18 protein-coding genes are annotated in these 18,696 nt (G+C 71.6%); 10 read left to right on the plus strand and 8 right to left on the minus strand.

Annotation, left to right across the window (positions count from 1 at the left end):
- Positions 1–74 precede the first annotated feature (74 nt).
- Both ACMCNN_RS15205 and ACMCNN_RS15210 read left to right on the plus strand, forming a co-directional pair.
- Complete coding sequence (locus tag ACMCNN_RS15205; RefSeq protein WP_412746855.1) at positions 75–629, plus strand: Uma2 family endonuclease; 555 nt, start codon at positions 75–77, stop codon at positions 627–629.
- Between the two features lie 136 nt (positions 630–765).
- Complete coding sequence (locus ACMCNN_RS15210) at positions 766–1,278, plus strand: hypothetical protein (protein WP_412746856.1); 513 nt, start codon at positions 766–768, stop codon at positions 1,276–1,278.
- Here ACMCNN_RS15210 and ACMCNN_RS15215 read toward each other — a convergent pair.
- Complete coding sequence (locus ACMCNN_RS15215) at positions 1,275–1,520, minus strand: three-helix bundle dimerization domain-containing protein (protein ID WP_412746857.1); 246 nt, start codon at positions 1,518–1,520, stop codon at positions 1,275–1,277. The genes ACMCNN_RS15210 and ACMCNN_RS15215 overlap by 4 nt on opposite strands.
- A 176-nt stretch (positions 1,521–1,696) precedes the next feature.
- Here ACMCNN_RS15215 and aqpZ point away from each other — a divergent pair, with 176 nt between their 5' ends.
- Positions 1,697–2,455 (plus strand): aquaporin Z, encoded by a 759-nt coding sequence (gene aqpZ, locus ACMCNN_RS15220; protein ID WP_412746858.1) that lies wholly within the window; start codon positions 1,697–1,699, stop codon positions 2,453–2,455.
- A 7-nt stretch (positions 2,456–2,462) separates the two neighbouring features.
- Positions 2,463–5,171 (plus strand): cation-translocating P-type ATPase, encoded by a 2,709-nt coding sequence (locus ACMCNN_RS15225; protein ID WP_412746859.1) that lies wholly within the window; start codon positions 2,463–2,465, stop codon positions 5,169–5,171.
- 11 nt (positions 5,172–5,182) lie between these two features.
- Here the strand turns inward: ACMCNN_RS15225 and ACMCNN_RS15230 are convergent, their stop codons facing one another.
- Positions 5,183–5,824: a 4'-phosphopantetheinyl transferase family protein gene (locus ACMCNN_RS15230; RefSeq protein WP_412746860.1), complete on the minus strand. Its 642-nt coding sequence runs from the start codon at positions 5,822–5,824 to the stop codon at positions 5,183–5,185.
- A 172-nt stretch (positions 5,825–5,996) separates the two neighbouring features.
- Between ACMCNN_RS15230 and ACMCNN_RS15235 the strand changes: the two genes are divergently transcribed.
- Positions 5,997–6,872, plus strand: coding sequence for a metallophosphoesterase family protein (locus ACMCNN_RS15235; protein ID WP_412746861.1), 876 nt, complete (start codon positions 5,997–5,999; stop codon positions 6,870–6,872).
- Positions 6,873–6,885: 13 nt separating this feature from the next.
- On the opposite strand, the gene ACMCNN_RS15240 is transcribed toward ACMCNN_RS15235, so the two are convergent.
- The 4 genes from ACMCNN_RS15240 to ACMCNN_RS15255 form a co-directional block, all read right to left on the minus strand.
- The gene (locus ACMCNN_RS15240; RefSeq protein WP_412746862.1) at positions 6,886–7,302 is read right to left on the minus strand and encodes a hypothetical protein; all 417 of its coding nucleotides are present in this window, start codon (positions 7,300–7,302) and stop codon (positions 6,886–6,888) included.
- 134 nt (positions 7,303–7,436) lie between these two features.
- A complete protein-coding gene (locus tag ACMCNN_RS15245) occupies positions 7,437–7,970 on the minus strand; it encodes a hypothetical protein (protein ID WP_412746863.1) in 534 nt (177 codons plus the stop codon).
- 162 nt (positions 7,971–8,132) lie between these two features.
- Entirely contained in the window at positions 8,133–9,254 is a 1,122-nt protein-coding gene (locus tag ACMCNN_RS15250; protein ID WP_412746864.1) for a hypothetical protein, read from the minus strand.
- Positions 9,255–9,284: 30 nt separating this feature from the next.
- Positions 9,285–9,824: a DUF1269 domain-containing protein gene (locus ACMCNN_RS15255; protein ID WP_412746865.1), complete on the minus strand. Its 540-nt coding sequence runs from the start codon at positions 9,822–9,824 to the stop codon at positions 9,285–9,287.
- Between the two features lie 320 nt (positions 9,825–10,144).
- Here ACMCNN_RS15255 and ACMCNN_RS15260 point away from each other — a divergent pair, with 320 nt between their 5' ends.
- The 3 genes from ACMCNN_RS15260 to ACMCNN_RS15270 all read left to right on the plus strand — a co-directional run bounded on the left by ACMCNN_RS15260 (position 10,145) and on the right by ACMCNN_RS15270 (position 15,479).
- Positions 10,145–11,704 carry a two-component system sensor histidine kinase NtrB gene (locus ACMCNN_RS15260; protein WP_412746866.1) on the plus strand — a complete coding sequence of 520 codons (1,560 nt, stop codon included), beginning with the start codon at positions 10,145–10,147 and terminating at the stop codon, positions 11,702–11,704.
- 175 nt (positions 11,705–11,879) lie between these two features.
- Positions 11,880–13,388, plus strand: a complete 1,509-nt coding sequence (locus tag ACMCNN_RS15265) for a two-component system sensor histidine kinase NtrB (protein ID WP_412746867.1) — start codon at positions 11,880–11,882, stop codon at positions 13,386–13,388.
- Positions 13,389–13,574: 186 nt separating this feature from the next.
- Positions 13,575–15,479, plus strand: a complete 1,905-nt coding sequence (locus tag ACMCNN_RS15270) for a PAS domain S-box protein (protein ID WP_412746868.1) — start codon at positions 13,575–13,577, stop codon at positions 15,477–15,479.
- 131 nt (positions 15,480–15,610) lie between these two features.
- Here the strand turns inward: ACMCNN_RS15270 and ACMCNN_RS15275 are convergent, their stop codons facing one another.
- Positions 15,611–15,901, minus strand: coding sequence for a DUF1540 domain-containing protein (locus tag ACMCNN_RS15275; RefSeq protein WP_412746869.1), 291 nt, complete (start codon positions 15,899–15,901; stop codon positions 15,611–15,613).
- 437 nt (positions 15,902–16,338) lie between these two features.
- Between ACMCNN_RS15275 and ACMCNN_RS15280 the strand changes: the two genes are divergently transcribed.
- Entirely contained in the window at positions 16,339–17,559 is a 1,221-nt protein-coding gene (locus ACMCNN_RS15280) for a hypothetical protein (RefSeq protein WP_412746870.1), read from the plus strand.
- A gap of 178 nt (positions 17,560–17,737) precedes the next feature.
- Positions 17,738–18,313 carry a dihydrofolate reductase family protein gene (locus ACMCNN_RS15285; protein WP_412746871.1) on the plus strand — a complete coding sequence of 192 codons (576 nt, stop codon included), beginning with the start codon at positions 17,738–17,740 and terminating at the stop codon, positions 18,311–18,313.
- Between the two features lie 7 nt (positions 18,314–18,320).
- Here the strand turns inward: ACMCNN_RS15285 and ACMCNN_RS15290 are convergent, their stop codons facing one another.
- Positions 18,321–18,692, minus strand: a complete 372-nt coding sequence (locus tag ACMCNN_RS15290) for a VOC family protein (RefSeq protein WP_412746872.1) — start codon at positions 18,690–18,692, stop codon at positions 18,321–18,323.
- Between the last annotated feature and the right edge of the window lie 4 nt (positions 18,693–18,696).

Below are 18,696 nucleotides of genomic sequence, written 5' to 3' on the forward strand. Positions count from 1 at the left end.
CGCGGCGCGAAGTCCGCGACGGCGCCGGTTCGTCCGGGCCGCCGCCCTCGGTCCGATGCCAGTACGATGCCCGCATGAGCGCTGAGGCTGTCGGCAGATACATGCCCCCGGTCGTGACGCTCGACGACCTGACGGCGATGATGGCCGCGGACGACCACCACCGGTACGAGATCAGCCCTGAGGGAGTCCTCTCGATCATGCCGCCGCCGGGGTACGCCCATGCGATCATCGCGACCCGGCTCATGGTGTGGCTCGCCACGGGTGGTGTCCCGGCGGAGCGGATCGCCCAGGCGGTCGGGCTGCGCATACCGGGTCGCGACGGCGGAGTCGGTGGACGGATCCCCGATCTGATCGTGTGGAGCAAAGCGCAGGCCGACGGTGTCTGGCTGCCGGTCACCGACGTGCTCCTCGTCGTTGAGATCGTCTCGCCGGGGTCCGAGGGCACCGACACCGTGACCAAGCGGGGCGAGTACGCCGCCGCGGGCATACCCCAGTACTGGATGGTCGACCAGGATCCGGCCCAGACCGTCACCATGCACCACCTGGACGGCGACCACTACGCCGTACGGGCGAGCATGCCGCTGGCCTGGCTCCTCAACACCGGCACCGACGAGCACGGCCTCGGCTGACGCCGCGAACGGCCACACGACGCCCATCGCGGATAGTGGCGACGTTGTCACCCATGGTGGGTGGCCGCCCGGGTAGTCGATCAAGCTGACCGTTCGGGCCTACGCCGGTCGGCGGGCGGCTGCTGTACTGCTGCGCATGACGGAAGTGATCATCGAGCGCAGCGTGCTGTTCCGCGCCCGGCGCTGGTCGGCCGCTCTCGTCATCCTCGCGATCCTGACCACCGCCGTCGCCCTGGTGTACACGGCCTTCGGTGCACTCGTCGGTGCGGTGCCCGCCCCCGACTGGGGTCTGCTCATCGTGCTGGCGTTTCCCACCTTCTGCGGCATCGTCAGCACGGTCGTACGGTGGCGGCACCGGCCCGTGTGGGTCCGGGTCTGCGACGCCGGGATCCTGCTGGCCCAGGGCGGGGTGCCGATCTTCGTCGCCTGGACGAACGTGTCGAGCGCGGTCGTCCGCCACCCCGGCCTGTTCGCGGTGCTCGACGTCGTCCCGGTCGACCTGGAGCAGGTCACCGCGACCGCACCGCACGGCAACGTCCCGCCGGTGCAGCAACTGCCGGACGGCGCGGGCTTCCGGATCGACGTGGGCGAGTTGTGCCCCGGACCGCGGGCGTTGCGGCGGGCGCTCGCCGAGCACCACGGCCGCTAAGGGCTTTCGCGCGGACGCGGCGCCGGCTTCTCCGCCAGGGCCGTGAGTTCGCGGCTGGCCTCCCGTTCGACGAGCAGCGGCACGAAATCACGGATCGGCGCGGCCGCGTACCGCTGGTGCACCGCGTTGACGTGCGCCGCCACCACCGTGTCCCCCACGGCCGGGAAACGGTGTTGCAGCACGTTGACGATCTGCCGTAGCGCTTGACGCTCCGCGTCCTCGGTCCCTGCCTCCCCGCTCACACCGCGATTGAATCCCACGCCCTGTTCGGCGGGCAAGACAGGATTCCCGATCGGACAGCCGGGGTCCCACGTTCGGGGTCGCCGGTTCGACCACCCGCGGCGGATGACGCCCGCGGCCCGGCTCCTTTGGTGGAATGCGGCGCAGGGCACGCCATCAGCGAGCGAGGATCACCAACATGGCACTCTCCCGACGACTCGCGGCGGAATTCATCGGCACCTTCTGGCTGGTGCTCGGCGGCTGCGGCAGCGCCGTGCTCACGGCCACCTTCCCGCAGGTGGGCATCGGCATCCTCGGCGTCGCGCTCGCGTTCGGGCTGACGGTGGTGACGATGGCGTACGCCTTCGGGCACATCTCCGGGGGCCACTTCAACCCGGCGGTCACCCTCGGGCTGTGGCTGGGCCGGCGCGCGGCGGGACGCGACGTGCTGCCGTACGCGGTCGTTCAGGTGGTGGCCGCGGTGGCCGCGTCCGCCGTGTTGTTCGGCATCGCCTCGGGCGCCGCGGGCTTCACCACCGACGACGGCTTCGCCGCCAACGGTTACGGCGCGCACTCCCCCGGCGGATACAACCTGGCCTCGGCGCTGCTCACCGAGGTGGTGATGACCGCCGCGTTCCTGCTGGTGATCCTCGGCGCGACCGACCGCCGCGCCCCCAAGGTGATGGGGCCGCTGACGATCGGGCTGTGCCTGACGCTCATCCACCTGATCAGCATCCCGGTGACGAACACGTCGGTGAACCCGGCCCGTTCGACCGGCCCGGCGCTGTTCGTCGGCGGCTGGGCACTGAGCCAGTTGTGGCTGTTCTGGGTCGCCCCGCTCGCGGGGGCCGCGCTCGCCGGGGCGGCCTACCGGTTCGTGGTCGGCGACACCGGCCGGGAACCGGTCGCCGAAGAGGCTCAGGACGTCGCCGCCGCGGACCCTCCCGCGCCCGAATAGGAGTGAGATGACCCTCCACCTCGAACCCGACGCGCCCGCCGCGGGCGGCAACGGCTGGCATGCGATGCCGGTCGACGACGTCGCTCAGGCGCTGGGCGTGGACGTCACCCGGGGCCTGCCAGCCGCGCAGGTGGTCGACCGTCAGGCCCGGTACGGGCCCAACGCGCTGCGCTCGGCCCCACCGGCACCGTGGTGGCGGCTGCTGCTGGCCCAGTTCACCGACGGCCTGATCCTCGTGCTGCTGGGCGCCGCGGTGTTGTCACTGGCGATCGGCGAGATCGAGGAGGCGGCGTTCATCGCCGTGCTGCTCGTCTTCAACGGCCTGCTCGGCTTCTGGCAGGAACGGCAGGCCCAGCAGTCGCTGGCCGCGATCCAGGCGCTGGTCGTGCCGCAGGCCAGGGTCCGCCGCGACGGCGCGGTGCAGCAGATTCCCGCCGACGAGCTGGTCCCCGGCGATGTGGTGCTGCTGGAGGCCGGCGACACGGTGCCCGCCGACGGACGGCTGGCGGGTGCGTTCCGGCTCGCGGTGGCCGAGGCCGCGCTGACCGGCGAGGCGGTGCCGGTGGACAAGGGGACCGCGCCGGTCGCGCAGGACACCGTGCTCGGGGACCGTACGGACATGGCGTTCACCCACACCGCGGTCACGGCGGGCCGGGCGGAGGAGATCGTCACCGCCACCGGCATGGACACGGAGATCGGCAAGCTGGCCGCGCTCATGTCAGAGGTCGAGCCCGAACCGACGCCGCTGCAACGCCAGACCGCCCAGCTCGGTCACCGGCTGGCGCTGATCGCGGGTGTGGCGGTGCTGGTGCTGCTGCTCATCGGGCTCGTCCAGGGAACACCGTGGCACGAGCTGGTGGTGGGCTCGATCGCGCTGGCGGTCGCCGCGATCCCCGAGGCGCTGCCCGCGACCGTGACGGTGACCCTCGCCGTGGGCATGAGCCGCCTGGCGAAACGGCGGGCCGTGGTCAAGCGGCTGCACGCGGTGGAGACCCTCGGCTCGACGTCTGTCATCTGCAGCGACAAGACCGGCACCCTCACCCTCAACCAGATGACCGCCCGTACGCTGCTGCACGGCGGCGAGGAGCTCACCATCGAGGGCCAGGGGTACACCGGCGAGGGCCGGATCACCACGGCCGAGTTCGACCGCCCCGTACCCGATCTGCGCCAGGTCGCGGCGGTGATGGTGCTGTGCAACGACGCGGTGATCCGCGACGGCGCATGCATCGGCGACCCCACCGAGGGGGCCCTGGTGGTGCTGGGCGGCAAGGCCGGCGTGGACGTGCACCGCACCCGGCAGCGCTTCCCCCGGGTCGGTGAGGTGCCGTTCGACTCGGCGACCAAGTACATGGCGACGTTCCACGAGGACCGCTCCGGGGAGCATCAGGGGCTGATCCTGGTGTGCGTCAAGGGCGCGGTGGAGAGCGTCCTGGACCGCGTCGACCGGGTCGTGGACCGCAACGGCGCACGCACCGTCCTGGACGACGCCGGACGCGAGGCGGTCCGTGCGGCCGCGGACCGCCTCGCCGCCCAGGGCCAGCGGGTGCTCGCGGCGGCGGGCGGCTGGATCACCGCCGCCGGGGCGGACCTGGAGCGGAACCCGGAGGGCGCCGCGACCGGCCTGGCACTGCTGGCACTGGTCGGCATCGTCGACCCGCCCCGCACCGAGGCCCGGGACGCGATCGCGGCGGCGCACCGTTCCGGCATCGGCATCAAGATGATCACCGGGGACCACCCGACGACGGCACGCGCCATCGCCGGGGCGCTGGGCATCACCGGCGAGGTGGTCCGGGGATCCGACCTGGAGACCATGGACGACCGGGAGCTGGCCGCCCGGGTCCGCGAGATCGGGGTGTTCGCCCGCGTCGCGCCCGAGCACAAGCTGCGCATCGTCCGCGCATTGCAGTCGCACGACCTGGTGGTCTCCATGACCGGGGACGGGGTGAACGACGCGCCCGCCCTGGAGCAGGCGGACATCGGTGTGGCGATGGGGGTCACCGGTACGGAGGTCACCAAGGAAGCCGCCGACATGATCCTGCTCGACGACAACTTCGCCACGATCGTGTCTGCGGTCCGTGAGGGACGCACGATCTACGAGAACATCGTGAAGTTCGTCCGGTTCCAGCTGTCGACCAACCTCAGCGCCATCCTGACGGTGCTGTCCGCGACGCTGCTGGGCATGGCGGCTCCCTTCACGACCATCCAGATCCTGTGGGTGAACCTGATCTGCGACGGCCCGCCCGCGCTGGCGCTCGGCGTCGACCGGCCGCGCCCGCAGGCCATGGCGGAGCCACCGCGGCCGAAACGGACCCAGATCCTGCCCGCGCCGCGGCTGCGGGTGCTGCTGTGGCTGGCCGCGATCATGGGCGCCTGCACACTCGGGGTGATCGGGCTGGCGGAGCAGGCGTACGACACCGCGACCGCGGCGACCATGGGGTGGACGACGTTCGTGCTGGCCCAGCTGTTCAACGTGTTCAACGCGCGGGCCGAGCACGAATCCGCGTTCCAAGCGGGCTTCTTCACCAACCGCTACCTCTGGCTGTCGGTCGTGGCCGTCGCGGTCGGCCAGCTCGCCATCGTCAAAGTGGAGTGGCTGCAGCACTTCTTCGAAGCGTCCCACCTGAGCGGCGCCCAGTTCCTCCTCTGCGTGGCGGCGGGCTCGCTGGTGCTGTGGCTGGAGGAGCTGCGCAAGCTGGTCCGGCGCCGCCGCCGGTGAGGTGGCCGTCCCTAGGCGACGATGGCGGTCAGGACCAGGCCGCCGTCGCACAGCCACCGGCCGGTGAACCGATCGACCGGCCCGTCCACCAGCAGCTCGGCGGTGAACTCACCGGCCGCCGCGTCGATGCTCAGACGGGCCTGATGGAACTCCAGGAAGGTGCCCGCGACCGGGAACCACGCCTTGTACACCGATTCCTTGGCGGAGAACAGCAGCCGGTCCCACGGCACCGCCGGGTCGGCGGCGGCGAGGTCGGCCACCATGGCGGCCTCGTCGGGCAGCGCGATCGCGTCGAGCACGCCGTCGGGCAGGGCGGCGGCCGGTTCGGCGTCCACTCCGATCGTACGGACGGGGCCGCGTCGCGCCACCACGGCGGCGCGGTACCCGGCGCAGTGCGTCATGCTGCCGACGATCCCGGCGGGCCAGCCCGGGGCGCCGCGCGCGCCGGGCAGGATCGGTTCGGGCGCGACCCCGAGCCGGGCCAGGGCGGCGCGGGCGCACCACCGGACGGCCGCGAATTCGGTACGGCGTTTGGCGACCGCGTGGGCGACGACCGCGCGTTCCTGCGGGAACAGGTCCTCGCCGCCCGGATCGTGGCGGGTCTGCACCCAGCTGACGTGATCCGGCACGATCGCGCCGAGCAGGTCGGTCATCGAATGTCCCTCTCCCGCCGGTCCACAGCCGACGCTGATGGCGCAGGCTAGCCTCCCCGTACCGCCGCCGGAACCCCTAACGGGCACGGTAGGGGTGTACGCGCCGCGACCGGGCGGCATAGGCTCGGCGGGTGACCCCGCCGATCGTCCGGCCGCCGATCGTCCGGCCATCGTGACCGCGCCCCAGCTGCGTGCCGTCAGCGACCTGCACATCGCGTACGCGGAGAACCGCGCCTTCGTCCAGGAGCTGCGCCCGGACAACGCGGGCGACTGGCTGATCGTCGCCGGTGACGTCGCCGAGACCTACGCCGACATCGAGTGGGCGTTGCGGCTGCTCAGCGACCGCTTCGCCAAGGTGGTGTGGGTGCCGGGCAACCACGAGCTGTGGACACCGCGGCAGGATCCGGTGCAGGCGCGCGGCGTGGCCCGCTACCGTCTGCTGGTCGAGCTGTGCCGGGAGCTGGGCGTTGCCACCCCGGAGGACCCGTACCCGGTGTGGGAGGACGCCGACGGCGCCGCGGTCGTGGCCCCGCTGTTCACCCTGTACGACTACTCGTTCCGCGCCCCGGGTGCCACCTCGCAGGCGCACTCGCTGAAGCTGGCGCACGACGCCGGGGTGGTGTGCACGGATGAGATCCTGCTGCACCCCGATCCGTACCCGAGCCGGGAGGCGTGGTGTGCCGCCCGGATCGAGCTGACCGAACGGCGGCTCGCCGAGGCGCCCGCGGATCTGCCGAAGGTGCTGGTCAACCACTATCCCCTGGTCCGGGAGCCGACGGACATCCTGTGGTATCCGGAGTTCGCCCAGTGGTGCGGCACCACCCGTACCCGTGACTGGCACCGCCGTTTCGGCGCGGCCACCGTCGTGTACGGGCACCTGCACATCCCGCGCACCACCTTCTACGACGGGGTGCGCTACGAGGAGGTCTCGCTGGGCTACCCGCGGGAGTGGCGTCGGCGCGGCACCGTTCCCGACCCGGTCCGGACCATCTCGCCGGGCGCGGACCTGCGCCGGATGCGGCAAACCCTGCGGGGCGCCACACCCTGAGGCCCGGACTGCCTCAGACGTCCTCGTCGAGCAGCGTGTCGGGATCGAACAGGTCGATCTCCAGGCGGGCCAGCAGGTCGATGTCGATCAGTTTCGCGACCGGCCCCGCGTGGGAGGCGGTCACGAGGCTGACCAGGTCCTCGACGGCGGCCAGGGTGATCAACGGCGCGGCGGGCACGGCGGCCGCGTCAGGGCCGCACAGCACCGCGTGGTAGGCGGCGATATCGATGGCACCGGTGTGCGGGAGGTGCACGTGCCACCGGTAGCCCGACGGCAGGACGACAGCGACCCCCGACTCGGGGTGGAAGACCTCGGTGCGGATGCCCTCGTGGCCCGCCAGCAGCCGGTCGGCGGTCTCGTGCAGGGCACGCACCGCGGGCGCGCCGGTGCCGGTCTGCCGCGGGGTCCGCGGAGTGTTCCGAGCCGACATCGGCACCTCCTCGAGGGCATCGCGGCCCGCCACGGTGGCGGCACGCACGTCGGTGGGTCAGGTCGGGCGAAGACCCCACCTGGCCCCACCAACGGCGCGGCAACAGCGAACCTGAGACGCCAAGTACCCGCAGGTCAGCGAAGCAACCCGGCTGCCACCGTCCGGGCCACGTCGAACACGGGCAGGCCCATGGAGGAGGTGGAGCTGGAGCTCAGCGAGGCGATGAACCCGCCGCAGATGCAGAGCAGCATGATCAGGGCGAACACGAGCAGGACGATGGTCACCGCCATGCCGGGGTACTTCTGCGGCGGCGCGCCCATGGCGCCGTTCATGAACGCGACCATCGGCGCCCGGTACTCCAGCTCGACGGTCTGGCCGGGCTGCACGGGAACGGTCAGGTCGGCGTTGCCGATCCGGCTCGGCAACAGGTACGGCACGTGCACGTGGAGGTGGTGCTGCCCGGGCTGCACCGGGATCACGTGCCGGCCCCAGCCCTTGGCGACCTCGTGGCCGTTCAGCAGCACCGGCGGCTTGAAGAGGCCGAGCAGGAACCCGATCGGGTTGTACTTCACCGTCACGGCGATCGCGCCACCGGCGCCGCCACCGGGCGGTGGCCCGGCCGGCGGGTACATTCCCGGCTGCCCGGCACCTGGCTGCTGCTCGTACATGCTTCCTCCCCAAGATTGCGCGAGCCGCAGGATACGGGCCCGCGGCGGCCCACGCGAGGTCAGGGGGTGAAGCCCAGTCCAGCGCGCGCGGCGGGTCACTCGTCCGGGGTTCCGGTCGAGGTGACCCGCCGCGCTGAATTCATGTGGGGCGGATGATGTCCGTCAGATCGACGGCGGCCCCGGCGCGGTCGGCGGCGCGCCCGGCGGCGGCCAGTCCGGCGGCGGACCACTCGGCGGCGGCGTGCCCGGCGGCGGCGCCTCCGGTTGCTGCAGGAGTACGGCGCGCAGCGCCTGCTCCGCCCGATCCACCCGGGGGCGCAACAGGGTCCAGTCGGCCCCAGCGGCCAGCGCCTCGTTCTCCGCGTCCAAGGCCGAGATCAACTCCTGGAGCAGGCCGCCGAGTCGCGCCGACCAGTCCCGGCGCGGCTGGCCCGGTGCCTGCTCGGCGAGGCGGTTCCACCGGACGGCGAGATCGATCAGGCTCGCCCGCACCGGTGGCCACGCCAGGCTCCGCGGCCCGACGTCCGTGGTCGCCAGCACCTGGGGCAGCCGCAGGTCGGTGACGCCGCTGGTCTCCGCCTCCAGCGCGCGGGCCTCGGTGTCCCAGGCCGAGCTCCGCCGGGACCGGTACACCAGCACACCACCGACGATCGCCGCCGTGACCAGCGCGATCAGCACCAGCCAGAACACCGGCCCGGTCGAGGATCCGGTGGCCGCGGCCGGCGACTGCGTCGCGGTGGGCGTCTGCGGCGGAGTGGTTTGCGGGGTGCTCTGCGGCGGGGTGGTCTCGGATGGCGGGCTTGTCTCCGTCGGCGGCGTGGTCGTGGGTTTCGTGGTCGTGGGCTTCGTGGTCCGGGTGGTCGTCGCGGTTGTGGGGGTCCTGGTGGTCGGCGAGGGCGTGGTGGCGGTCGTGGGGCGGGTCGTCTCCTCGGCGGTCGCCGTGGCCGGCTCCGACTCGCGCGACCGGGTGGGCTGGGCGGCTTCGCTGCGGGTCGCCCGCCCCGGCGACGTGGGTACGGCCTCGGCCCCACCCTTGTCCGGTGACTCCGTGACCCGCTGCGTCGCCCGGTCCGACGGCCGGACGGCCGGCTCGCCGCCGCAGGCGCCCAGTCCCAGCGTGGCCGCGACGAGGAGCCCGATCAGGGCGCAGGCGGCGGCCGTCCGGCGGCGGCCGTGGTGCCCGGGCCCGCCCAGAGAGCCGGGCCCGTCAGAAGAGCCGGGCCCGTCAGAAGAGCCGGGCCCCTCAGAAGAGCCGGGCTGGTCGGGAACGCGGGGGAATCGCATGCTCGGCTCCTGCTCGTCGCCGGGTGCGCGTCACGCGGGAGCGCCGTCGGCGGCCTTCGCGTCCTGCTCGATCTCCGCGGTGTCCGCCTTGAGCTGCTTGGCCTCCACCTTCCCTGCCCGGCGCATGGCCTCCTCGACCTTGGCCCCCATGTCGGCCACCGCGACCACCACCAGGCCGGCCTGGCCTTCGTCGAGGCGCTCGCCGAGTTCCTTGAGGTCGTGGCGGCTCATCCCGGCCGCGGCGTGCCCGGCGACCGCGCCGAGCACCGCCCCACCGCCGGTGGTCGCGGCCAGCAGGCCGCCGCCGATCGCGGCGAACGGGAACAGCGCCACCACGAGGCCGGTCGCCAGCCCCACGCCGCCACCGAGGACACCACCGACCCGGGTCGGGGTCTCGTGCCGCTTGACGATCCGGGTCTTGCCGTCGGCCCGCCGCTCGACGACGGCCGCGTCGTAGGCGTCGATGAGACCGGCCTTGCGGTGCAGGTCCTTCACGAAGTCGTAGTCCGCCTCCGCGTCGTCGACGCTGGAGTACACCCCGACATAGGCGAGGAACGTGTCGACAGCCATTGCATACCTCCGATCGTCGGAACGGTCGGGCCGCCCACGGGCGCCCGGAGACCGGCCGGAGCCCGTACGGCCCGGGATCACTGTGGCGTCCGGACGGGGCCGCCGCCCTCATCCCGGGAAGATGACTCGGGCGCCGTCACGGCACGTACGCACCGCAACGGGGATGAACCGGGACGGACGTCGTGGTTCCGCACGGTCCCTGGACCTTGGCGGAATCGGCAAGTGCGGCGGGGCCCCGGTCCCACGTGCCATCCTGGGCACAACGGATTCACCGGGCACAGGAGCCCTCGCCGGTGACTTGGCGCCTGCTCGGGGGGTGCATGCGGTACGAGGATCGGCAACGGGAACACGGCTCGCTCACCCACGGCTGGTGGCGGGTGGGGGTCCTGTCGTTCTCCGTACTGATCATCATTCTGACCAGCGTGGTGGACCTGGCGACGCCGCGGGAGCTGACCGCGTTCGGGCTGGTGATCGTGGCCGGGCCGGTCCTCGCGGCGGCCTCGGCCCGCCCGTGGGCGGTGGCCGCGGTCGGCGCGTTCGCCTGGGTGATGGCCTGGGCCACCTCCTCCTGGCAGGGCCTCGGCGGCACCGCCTACCAACAGGTACGCCTCTGCGTGATCGCCGGCATGACCGTGCTCAGCGTGGCCGTGGCCTACAGCCAGCAGAGGCTCGAAAGCCGCGCCAACCGGGCCGCCGAGGACGAGTCGATGCTGGCCGCGATCGTGGAATCCTCCGAGGACACGATCATCTGCACGGACCTCGACGGCAAGGTCATGTCCTGGAACCGCAGCGCCGAGCGGATGTACGGCTACACCGCAGCGGAGATGATCGGCCGGAACATCATGACGGTGATACCGCCGGAGCAGACGGTGAACGTCTCCGACCTCATGGAGCGGATCCGTCAGGGGGGCTGGGGCGTCTCGCATTTCCGGACGCAGCGCCGGCACAAGGACGGCCACCTGGTCGACGTGTCGACCAGCATCGCACCGGTCTACGACCGGCACGGCGCCGTGATCGGCTTGGGTTCGATCACCCGGGACATCAGTGCCGTCAAGCATGCAGAGGAGCACCGCGCCCAGATCCTGGAACGCTCCGCCCGCGCCGAACGCCTGGAAAGCCTCGGCCAACTCGCCGGCGGCATCGCCCACGACTTCAACAACCTCCTCGCCATCAACCTGAACTACCTCGAATTCGCCCTCGAACAAACCACCGACCCGGAGACCCGCGACGACCTGACGCGGGCCAGGACCAGCGCCGAACGCGCCCGCGACCTCACCCGCCAACTCCTCGTCTTCGCCGGCAAGCAATCCACCACCGCCGAAACCATCGACCTCAACACCGTCGTCACCGAAACCCGCACCCTGCTCGACCGCACCATCGGCACCCACATCGAACTGGTCACCCACCTGCACCCCCAGCCGCTTGCCGTTCGCGCCGACCGCGCCCGGCTGGAACAGGCCCTGCTCAACCTCGCCATCAACGCCCGCGACGCCATGCCCGACGGCGGAATGATCATCATCGAGAGCCGCATCGAGCAACCCGACGGCCACGCCCGGCTCGACATCGCCGACACCGGCACCGGCATGACCCCGGAAGTGGCCGCCCACGCCTTCGAACCCTTCTCCACCACCCGCACCACGCACCACGGCACCGGCCTCGGCCTGGCCACCGTCTACGGCATCGTCACGGAAGCCGGCGGCAGCATCACCCTCACCACGGAGCCCGGCGTCGGCACCACCTTCAGCATCGTGCTGCCGCTCAGCACCGCCGCCCCGGACGCCCCGCCGCTTCCCTCCACACCCGCCCCGTCCACGACGCCGTCGCCGTATCCGCGCGCCGGTGACGCGGTGATCCGGCCGGGCCGGGCCGGAGGGTCCTGACCGGCGCACGCGTCACGGCGACGGACGCGGCACGAGCCCGGTGGCCGCCGGCCGAATCGGCAGGTTCCGCGGGCCGCCGGGGCTCCGCGTGCCATTCTGGGCAGACCAGGCTCGGCGTCCGCGCCGTTTCCCGTGTCGCGATCCCGGGCGGTCGGCGTTCGGCCCGGAGGGCTGCATGCGGTACGAGGACTGGCGGAGGGAACACGGCTCGCTCACCCACGGATGGTGGCGGGTCGCAGTGCTGTCGTTCTCCGTACTGATCATCATTCTGACCAGCCTGGTGGACCTGGCGACACCTCGGGAGCTGACCGCGTTCGGGCTGGTCATCGCGGCCGCGCCGGTGCTCGCGGCGGTCTCGGCGCGCCCCTGGGCGGTGGCCGCCGTGGGCGCGCTGGCCTGGGTGATGGCCCGGGCCACCTCATCGTGGCAGGGCCTCGGCGGCACCACCTTCCAGCAGCTGCGCCTCTGGGTGCTCATCGGGATCACGGTGCTCAGTGTGGCCGTCGCCCACAGCCAGAACGTGCTGGAACGGCGCGCCAACCGGGGAGCGGCGTCCGAGTCGACCCTCGCCGCGATCGTCGAGTCCTCCGAGGACGCGATCGTCGCCATGGACCTGAGCGGCATCATCGTGTCGTGGAATCCCAGCGCGGAGCGGATGTACGGCTTCGCTGCGGAGGAGATGATCGGACGGACGGTCCATCGCTTCCTCTCGCCCGAGCGGGCGGCGATCCTGCCACAGATCATGGCCGACATCCGGCAGGGGGGTCGCATCTCCCATTTCCAGACCAGGCGGCTGTGCCGCGACGGCAGCTATCTCGATGTGTCGACCAGTGTCTCCCCGATCCGTGACCGCCACGGCACCGTGGTCGGCGTCGCCGCGATCGATCGGGACATCACCGCCCTCAAACACGCCGAGGAGCACCGCGCCCAGATCCTGGAACGCTCCGCCCGCGCCGAACGCCTGGAAAGCCTCGGCCAACTCGCCGGCGGCATCGCCCACGACTTCAACAACCTCCTCGCCATCAACCTCAACTACCTCGAATTCGCCCTCGAACAAACCACCGACCCCGACACCCGCGACGACCTCACCCGCGCCAAAGCCAGCGCCGAACGCGCCCGCGACCTCACCCGCCAACTCCTCGTCTTCGCCGGCAAACAACCCACCACCGCCGAAACCATCGACCTCAACACCGTCATCACCGAAACCCGCACCCTGCTCGACCGCACCATCGGCGGCAACATCGAACTCGTCACCCACCTCCACCCCCACGCCCTGCCCATCCGCGCCGACCGCGCCCGCCTCGAACAGGCCCTGCTCAACCTCGCCATCAACGCCCGCGACGCCATGCCCGACGGCGGAATGATCATCATCGAGAGCCGCATCGAGCAACCCGACGGCCACGCCCGGCTCGACATCACCGACACCGGCACCGGCATGACCCCGGAAGTGGCCGCCCACGCCTTCGAACCCTTCTCCACCACCCGCACCACGCACCACAGCACCGGCCTCGGCCTGGCCACCGTCTACGGCATCGTCACGGAAGCCGGCGGCACCATCACCCTCACCACGGAGCCCGGCGTCGGCACCACGTTCAGCATCCTGATCCCCTTGAGCACCGCGGATACCACCGGCACCGGGAACACCGTGGAGAAAGCAGACCCCGCGCGGCTTCCCGTTCGCTGAGATATCGCACGCATCGACGGTTCAACGGCCCCAGAGACAACAGTCCCGCTGTGGAATCGGCAAGTGCGGTGAGGCCGTCGGTCACCCATGCCATCCTGAATGCTTCGCAGGTCTCGCTGAACCGACGACGGGTCAGATCCGCCGTGGCCGCGCCGCGATGGGTCGGCACCCGCCTCAGGGGGCGATATGCACGACAGGCCACGGCTGCGCGTCCGCGGCTCGCTCGCCCAGCGATGGTGGCGGGTCGGGGTGCTGTCGCTGTCCGTCCTGATCGTCGCGCTGGTCGGCGTCGCGGCGTTGCTCACTCCGCCATACCTGATGTTGTTCGGGCTGGTCGCGGTGGGGCCGGTGCTGGCCGCGACGGCGGCCCGGCCGTGGGCGGTGGCTGCCATCGGCGCCCTGGCGCTGGTCGTGGGCTGGGCGACGTCGACGTGGCAGGGGTCCGCCGGGACGCTGAACCAGGAGCTGCGCCTGTGGGTGATCGCTGGGATGACCGTGGTCAGCATCGGGGTCGCCCACCGTCAGCGCATCCTGGAACGGCATGCGCAGCGGGCCTCCGGGGAGCAGTCCATGCTGGCCGCGATCGTGCGCTCGTCGGAGGACGCGATCGCCGCGGCGGACATGGACGGGAACTATCTCTCCTGGAACCGTGGCGCCGAACGGCTGTACGGCTACACGGCGAAGGAGATGATCGGCACGAACGCGCGGATCCTGCTCCCGCCCGAGAGCCGGGCCCGCATGCCGAGGATCATGGCCGATGTCGGCCGGGGACGGCGCATCTCCCACCTGCAGACCCGGCGGATTCGCAAGGACGGCACCGTCTTCGACGCGTCGACCAGTCTGTCACCGGTACGCGACCGGCACGGCGCGGTGATCGGTGTGGCGGCCATCGTCCGGGACACCACCGAGCAGACGCTCGCCGATCGGCGCCGTCAGCAGATCCTCGAACGCTCCGCCCGCGCCGAACGCCTCGAAAGCCTCGGCCAACTCGCCGGCGGCATCGCCCACGACTTCAACAACCTCCTCGCCATCAACCTCAACTACCTCGAATTCGCCCTCGAACAAACCACCGACCCCGACACCCACAACGACCTCACCAAAGCCAAAGCCAGCGCCGAACGCGCCCGCGACCTCACCCGCCAACTCCTCGTCTTCGCCGGCAAAGTCCCCACCACCACCCACACCATCGACCTCAACACCATCATCACCGACAACCACACCCTCCTCGACCGCGCCATCGGCACCCACAACGAACTCATCACCCACCTCCACCCCCACCCCCTACCCATCCGCGCCGACCGCAGCCGCCTCGAACAAGTACTCCTCAACCTCGTCATCAACGCCCGCGACGCCATGCCCGACGGCGGAATGATCATCATCGAAAACGGCCCCACCACCCTCACCGACGACCCCACCCGCCAACCACCCCTACCCCCCGGCCCCTACGCCCACCTCAACATCACCGACACCGGCACCGGCATGCCCGACGACATCGCCACCCACGTCTTCGAACCCTTCTTCACCACCAAAACCAAACACCACGGCACCGGCCTCGGCCTCGCCACCGTCTACGGCATCATCACCGAAGCCGGCGGCACCATCACCCTCACCACCCAACCCGGCGTCGGCACCACCTTCCGCATCCTCCTACCCCTCAGCACCGACACCACCACCACAACCACCACCCACACCAAAGCCCCACCCGGACACGGCCAACACATCCTCGTCGTCGACGACGACCCCGACGTCCGCCAAGCCACCACCCGCATCCTCCAACGCCACGGCTACCACACCACCGCCGCACCCGACGGCTACACCGCCCTCGAACACCTCCAACACCACCCCTACGACCTCCTCCTCACCGACATCGTCATGCCCGGCATGTCCGGCTACCAACTCGCCGAAACCACCCTCCACGACCACCCCACCACCCTCATCCTGCTCATCTCCGGCACCAGCGAGGACACCTCGGGTACGGGCCGCCTCGCGGACCAGGACATCCCCATGATCTTCAAGCCGTTCACGGCGGAGGAGCTGCTGCAGGCCGTCCACGAGCGCACGACCGCCGCCGAATCCGCGCACAGCACCTGAGCCGCCGCCGTCGGACCACGCACGAACGCCACTGGGGCAGGGCGCCCCAGTGGCGTTCGTCGATCGGCTGTCTACAGTGGTGCCGCCGCGGCAACCCGCGGCCCGTCACTAACGGGCAACGGCTGTCGGCCTCACCGCGGCTCGTACGTCTGGCAGTCGGCCTGGTCCTGCCCGGGCCCCACGCGAATCGACGGCGCGTGGCACTCCAGCTCGGAGTTGTGTTGGCAGTCCGTCCGCATGCAGGCGCCGACCTGGGCGATCACCGTGTCGAGCCCGCCCTTGGCCGAGGTGTCGATGAAGGTGGCGCAGTTGGCGTTCTCCCGGCCGATGGTGATCGCGAAGGCGTGGCATCCGCCGTGGTTGTACCCGCAGTCGGTGACCGTGCATTCGTGCACTCGCGGCATCTGCAGCGTGTCGGTCATGTCAACTCCTCCTTCCGGTGGCTCCTGGACCCTCCCACTATCCGTCCGCGCACCCTCGGGCTCCGGGCGGATTCCGTCATTGGTGCAGCGGGTCAACCAGTGTGACGACAGCGCCTCGTGGAGGCTGCGCGAACACCGTCCGGTCGCCCCCGGCGCCGGGAAGCGGCCAGCCGGCCGGCCCACCGCGTCGGCGGCGGGAGCCGCCCCGATGTCGTCACCGACCGCACACAGCAGTCATCACACTCAGTAGCTGAGCATTCATCGCAAGGTCAGGGCTTCGCGTCTTTTGTCCCTGGAAAGGGCGCTTACCGCAGGTCGTCCGGCGATCGAGCCCTGGACCGAACGGTCATTTCAACTACGCAGAGCTTCCGACTCGGACTTATCATGACGTAGCGTGATTTCACCCGAGTCGCCCGCCCGCCTGGAAGGCCCCGCTGATGAACCTCCCGAAGAAGCGCGTCGCCGTCGCCGCATCGGCATCCGTACTCCTGCTGGCCGCGGGCGGCGGGGCCGCCGCGGCCGCGACCGCGCAGGCGTCCGCAACGAACGTGATCTACGCCTGCAGCAACAAGAAGACCGGCGCGATGCGGGTGATCAACTACGCCGGCGGAAAGCGCTGCACCTCGGCGGAGACCCTGATCTCCTGGAACAAGGTCGGCCCGACCGGGGCCCGCGGCCTGCAGGGCCTGACCGGCGCCACGGGCGCGACCGGCGCCACCGGAGTCACGGGCGCCACCGGCGCTGCGGGTGCCATGGGCGCCACCGGCGCGATGGGCGCCACCGGCGCCACCGGCGCCACCGGACCGATGGGGCCGCAGGGTCCCGCGGGTGCGGCCGGCAGTGACGGAGCCGCCGGGCTCTCCGCTTACGAGCTGTGGGCCCGGACGCACACCGGCAGCGTGGACGACTTCCTCGCGTCGCTGGTCGGCCCGCAGGGCTTCGACGGCAAGTCCGCGTACGAGCTGTGGGCCGAGACGCACACCGGGACGGTCGAGGACTTCCTCGTCTCGCTGGTGGGTGAGCGCGGCGCGGACGGCACCGACGGCGCTGCGGGACAGACCGGCGCCTCGGCGTACGAGGTGTGGCGTTCGCAGGACGGCAACGGCGACGGCAGCGTGGAGGACTTCCTGGCCTCCCTCGTGGGCGCCCGGGGAGCGGTCGGACCGCAGGGTCCGATGGGTCCGATGGGCGAGACCGGCGCCGACGGTGCCGTCGGCCCGGCCGGCCCCGCCGGTCCGGAGGGGCCGACGGGCGGGACCGGCGACACGGGTCCGGCCGGCGCCAAGGGCGAGACCGGGGACACCGGCGCGACCGGCCCGAAGGGCGAGACCGGCGCGACCGGCCCGAAGGGCGACACCGGCGCGACCGGCCCCAAGGGTGACACCGGTGCCACCGGCCCCAAGGGTGACACCGGCGCCACCGGCCCGGCCGGCACCAACGGGGTGAGCGGGCTCGTCACCGTCTCGAACTCGGGCACCAACAGCGCGATCGCCACGTGCCCCGCCGGCAAGAAGGTCATCGGCGGCGGCGGCGACGTCGCGGGCAGCAACGGGATCGGCGCCAGCTACCCGTCGTCCGCCACGACGTGGACCGTCACGAAGTCCGGCACCGGCAGCGTCACCGTGACCGCCTACGCCATCTGCGCCACCGCCAGCTGACGAGAAGGACCCGGCTGACCGGGAAAACCCAGCACGCAGCACACGAGATGCGGTACCGGCTCGACAGCCGGTACCGCATCGTGTTTTTGGGGTCGTCCGGGAGCGTGGTGACAGGATCGTGTCCGGCCGTGCGGCACGGGCGGGGGTGATATCAAGGGCGTCGGAGACGGGAGGCCCGATGGGCGCGGTGATCATGCACAACGTGGTGTCGGTGGACGGCTTCATCGCCGACCGGAACGACGACGTCGGCCCATTGTTCGACTGGTACTCCAACGGGGACACCGCCCTGGCCGGGACCCGCTTGACGATATCGCGGGTCTCGGCGGAGTACGTCCTGCCGGTGTGGGCCGGCACCGGCGCGATGGTGATCGGGCGGCATCTGTTCGACATGACGAACGGCTGGGACGGCAAGCCGCCCGTGGGCGAGCACGTGGTCGTCGTCTCGCACCGGCCCGGGCCCGACGGGTGGCACCCGGAGGCCTCGTACCACTTCGTCGACGACGTGGCGCAGGCGGTCGCGCGGGCGAAGGAGCTGGCCGGTGAGCGCAGCGTCGCGGTGGCCGCCGGCGACGTCGGCGGTCAGGCGCTGGCTCTCGGCCTGGTGGACGAGGTGGCGATGGACGTCGCGCCCGTGGTGTTCGGATCCGGCAAGCGGTACTTCGGGCCGGTGGACCGGCAGCACCTGCTGGAGGACCCGCACGTCGTCATCCAGGGCGACCGGGTGCTCCACCTGCGCTTCCGGGTGCGGCGCTGAGGCGCGATCAGCCGTGGGGGCGCGACTCCATGGCCTGCAGCGTCCACTTGTTGCCGTCGGGGTCGCGGAAGTAGACGAAGTTGCCCCACGGCTGCACGTCGACCTCGCTGGCCTCGACCCCGGCATCGACCAACTGCCGGCGCGCCTCCTGCGCGGAGGCGACGACGACCTGGATCTCCTGCGTGCCGGGCACCTTGTCGGTGATGCCCTCGCCGACCACGATCGAGCAGGCCGAGCCGGGCGGTGTCAGCTGGACGAACCGCAGGGCCTCGTGGACCCGCTGGTCGTGGTCGGCGTGGAAGCCGACGCTCTCGTAGAACGCCTTGGCCCGGTCGACGTCGGTCACCGGAACGGGAATCAGTTCGATCTTCCAATCCATGGCC

Source organism: Krasilnikovia sp. MM14-A1004 (genome assembly GCF_047159485.1).
In the GTDB taxonomy this organism is placed as follows: Bacteria; Actinomycetota; Actinomycetes; order Mycobacteriales; family Micromonosporaceae; genus Actinoplanes.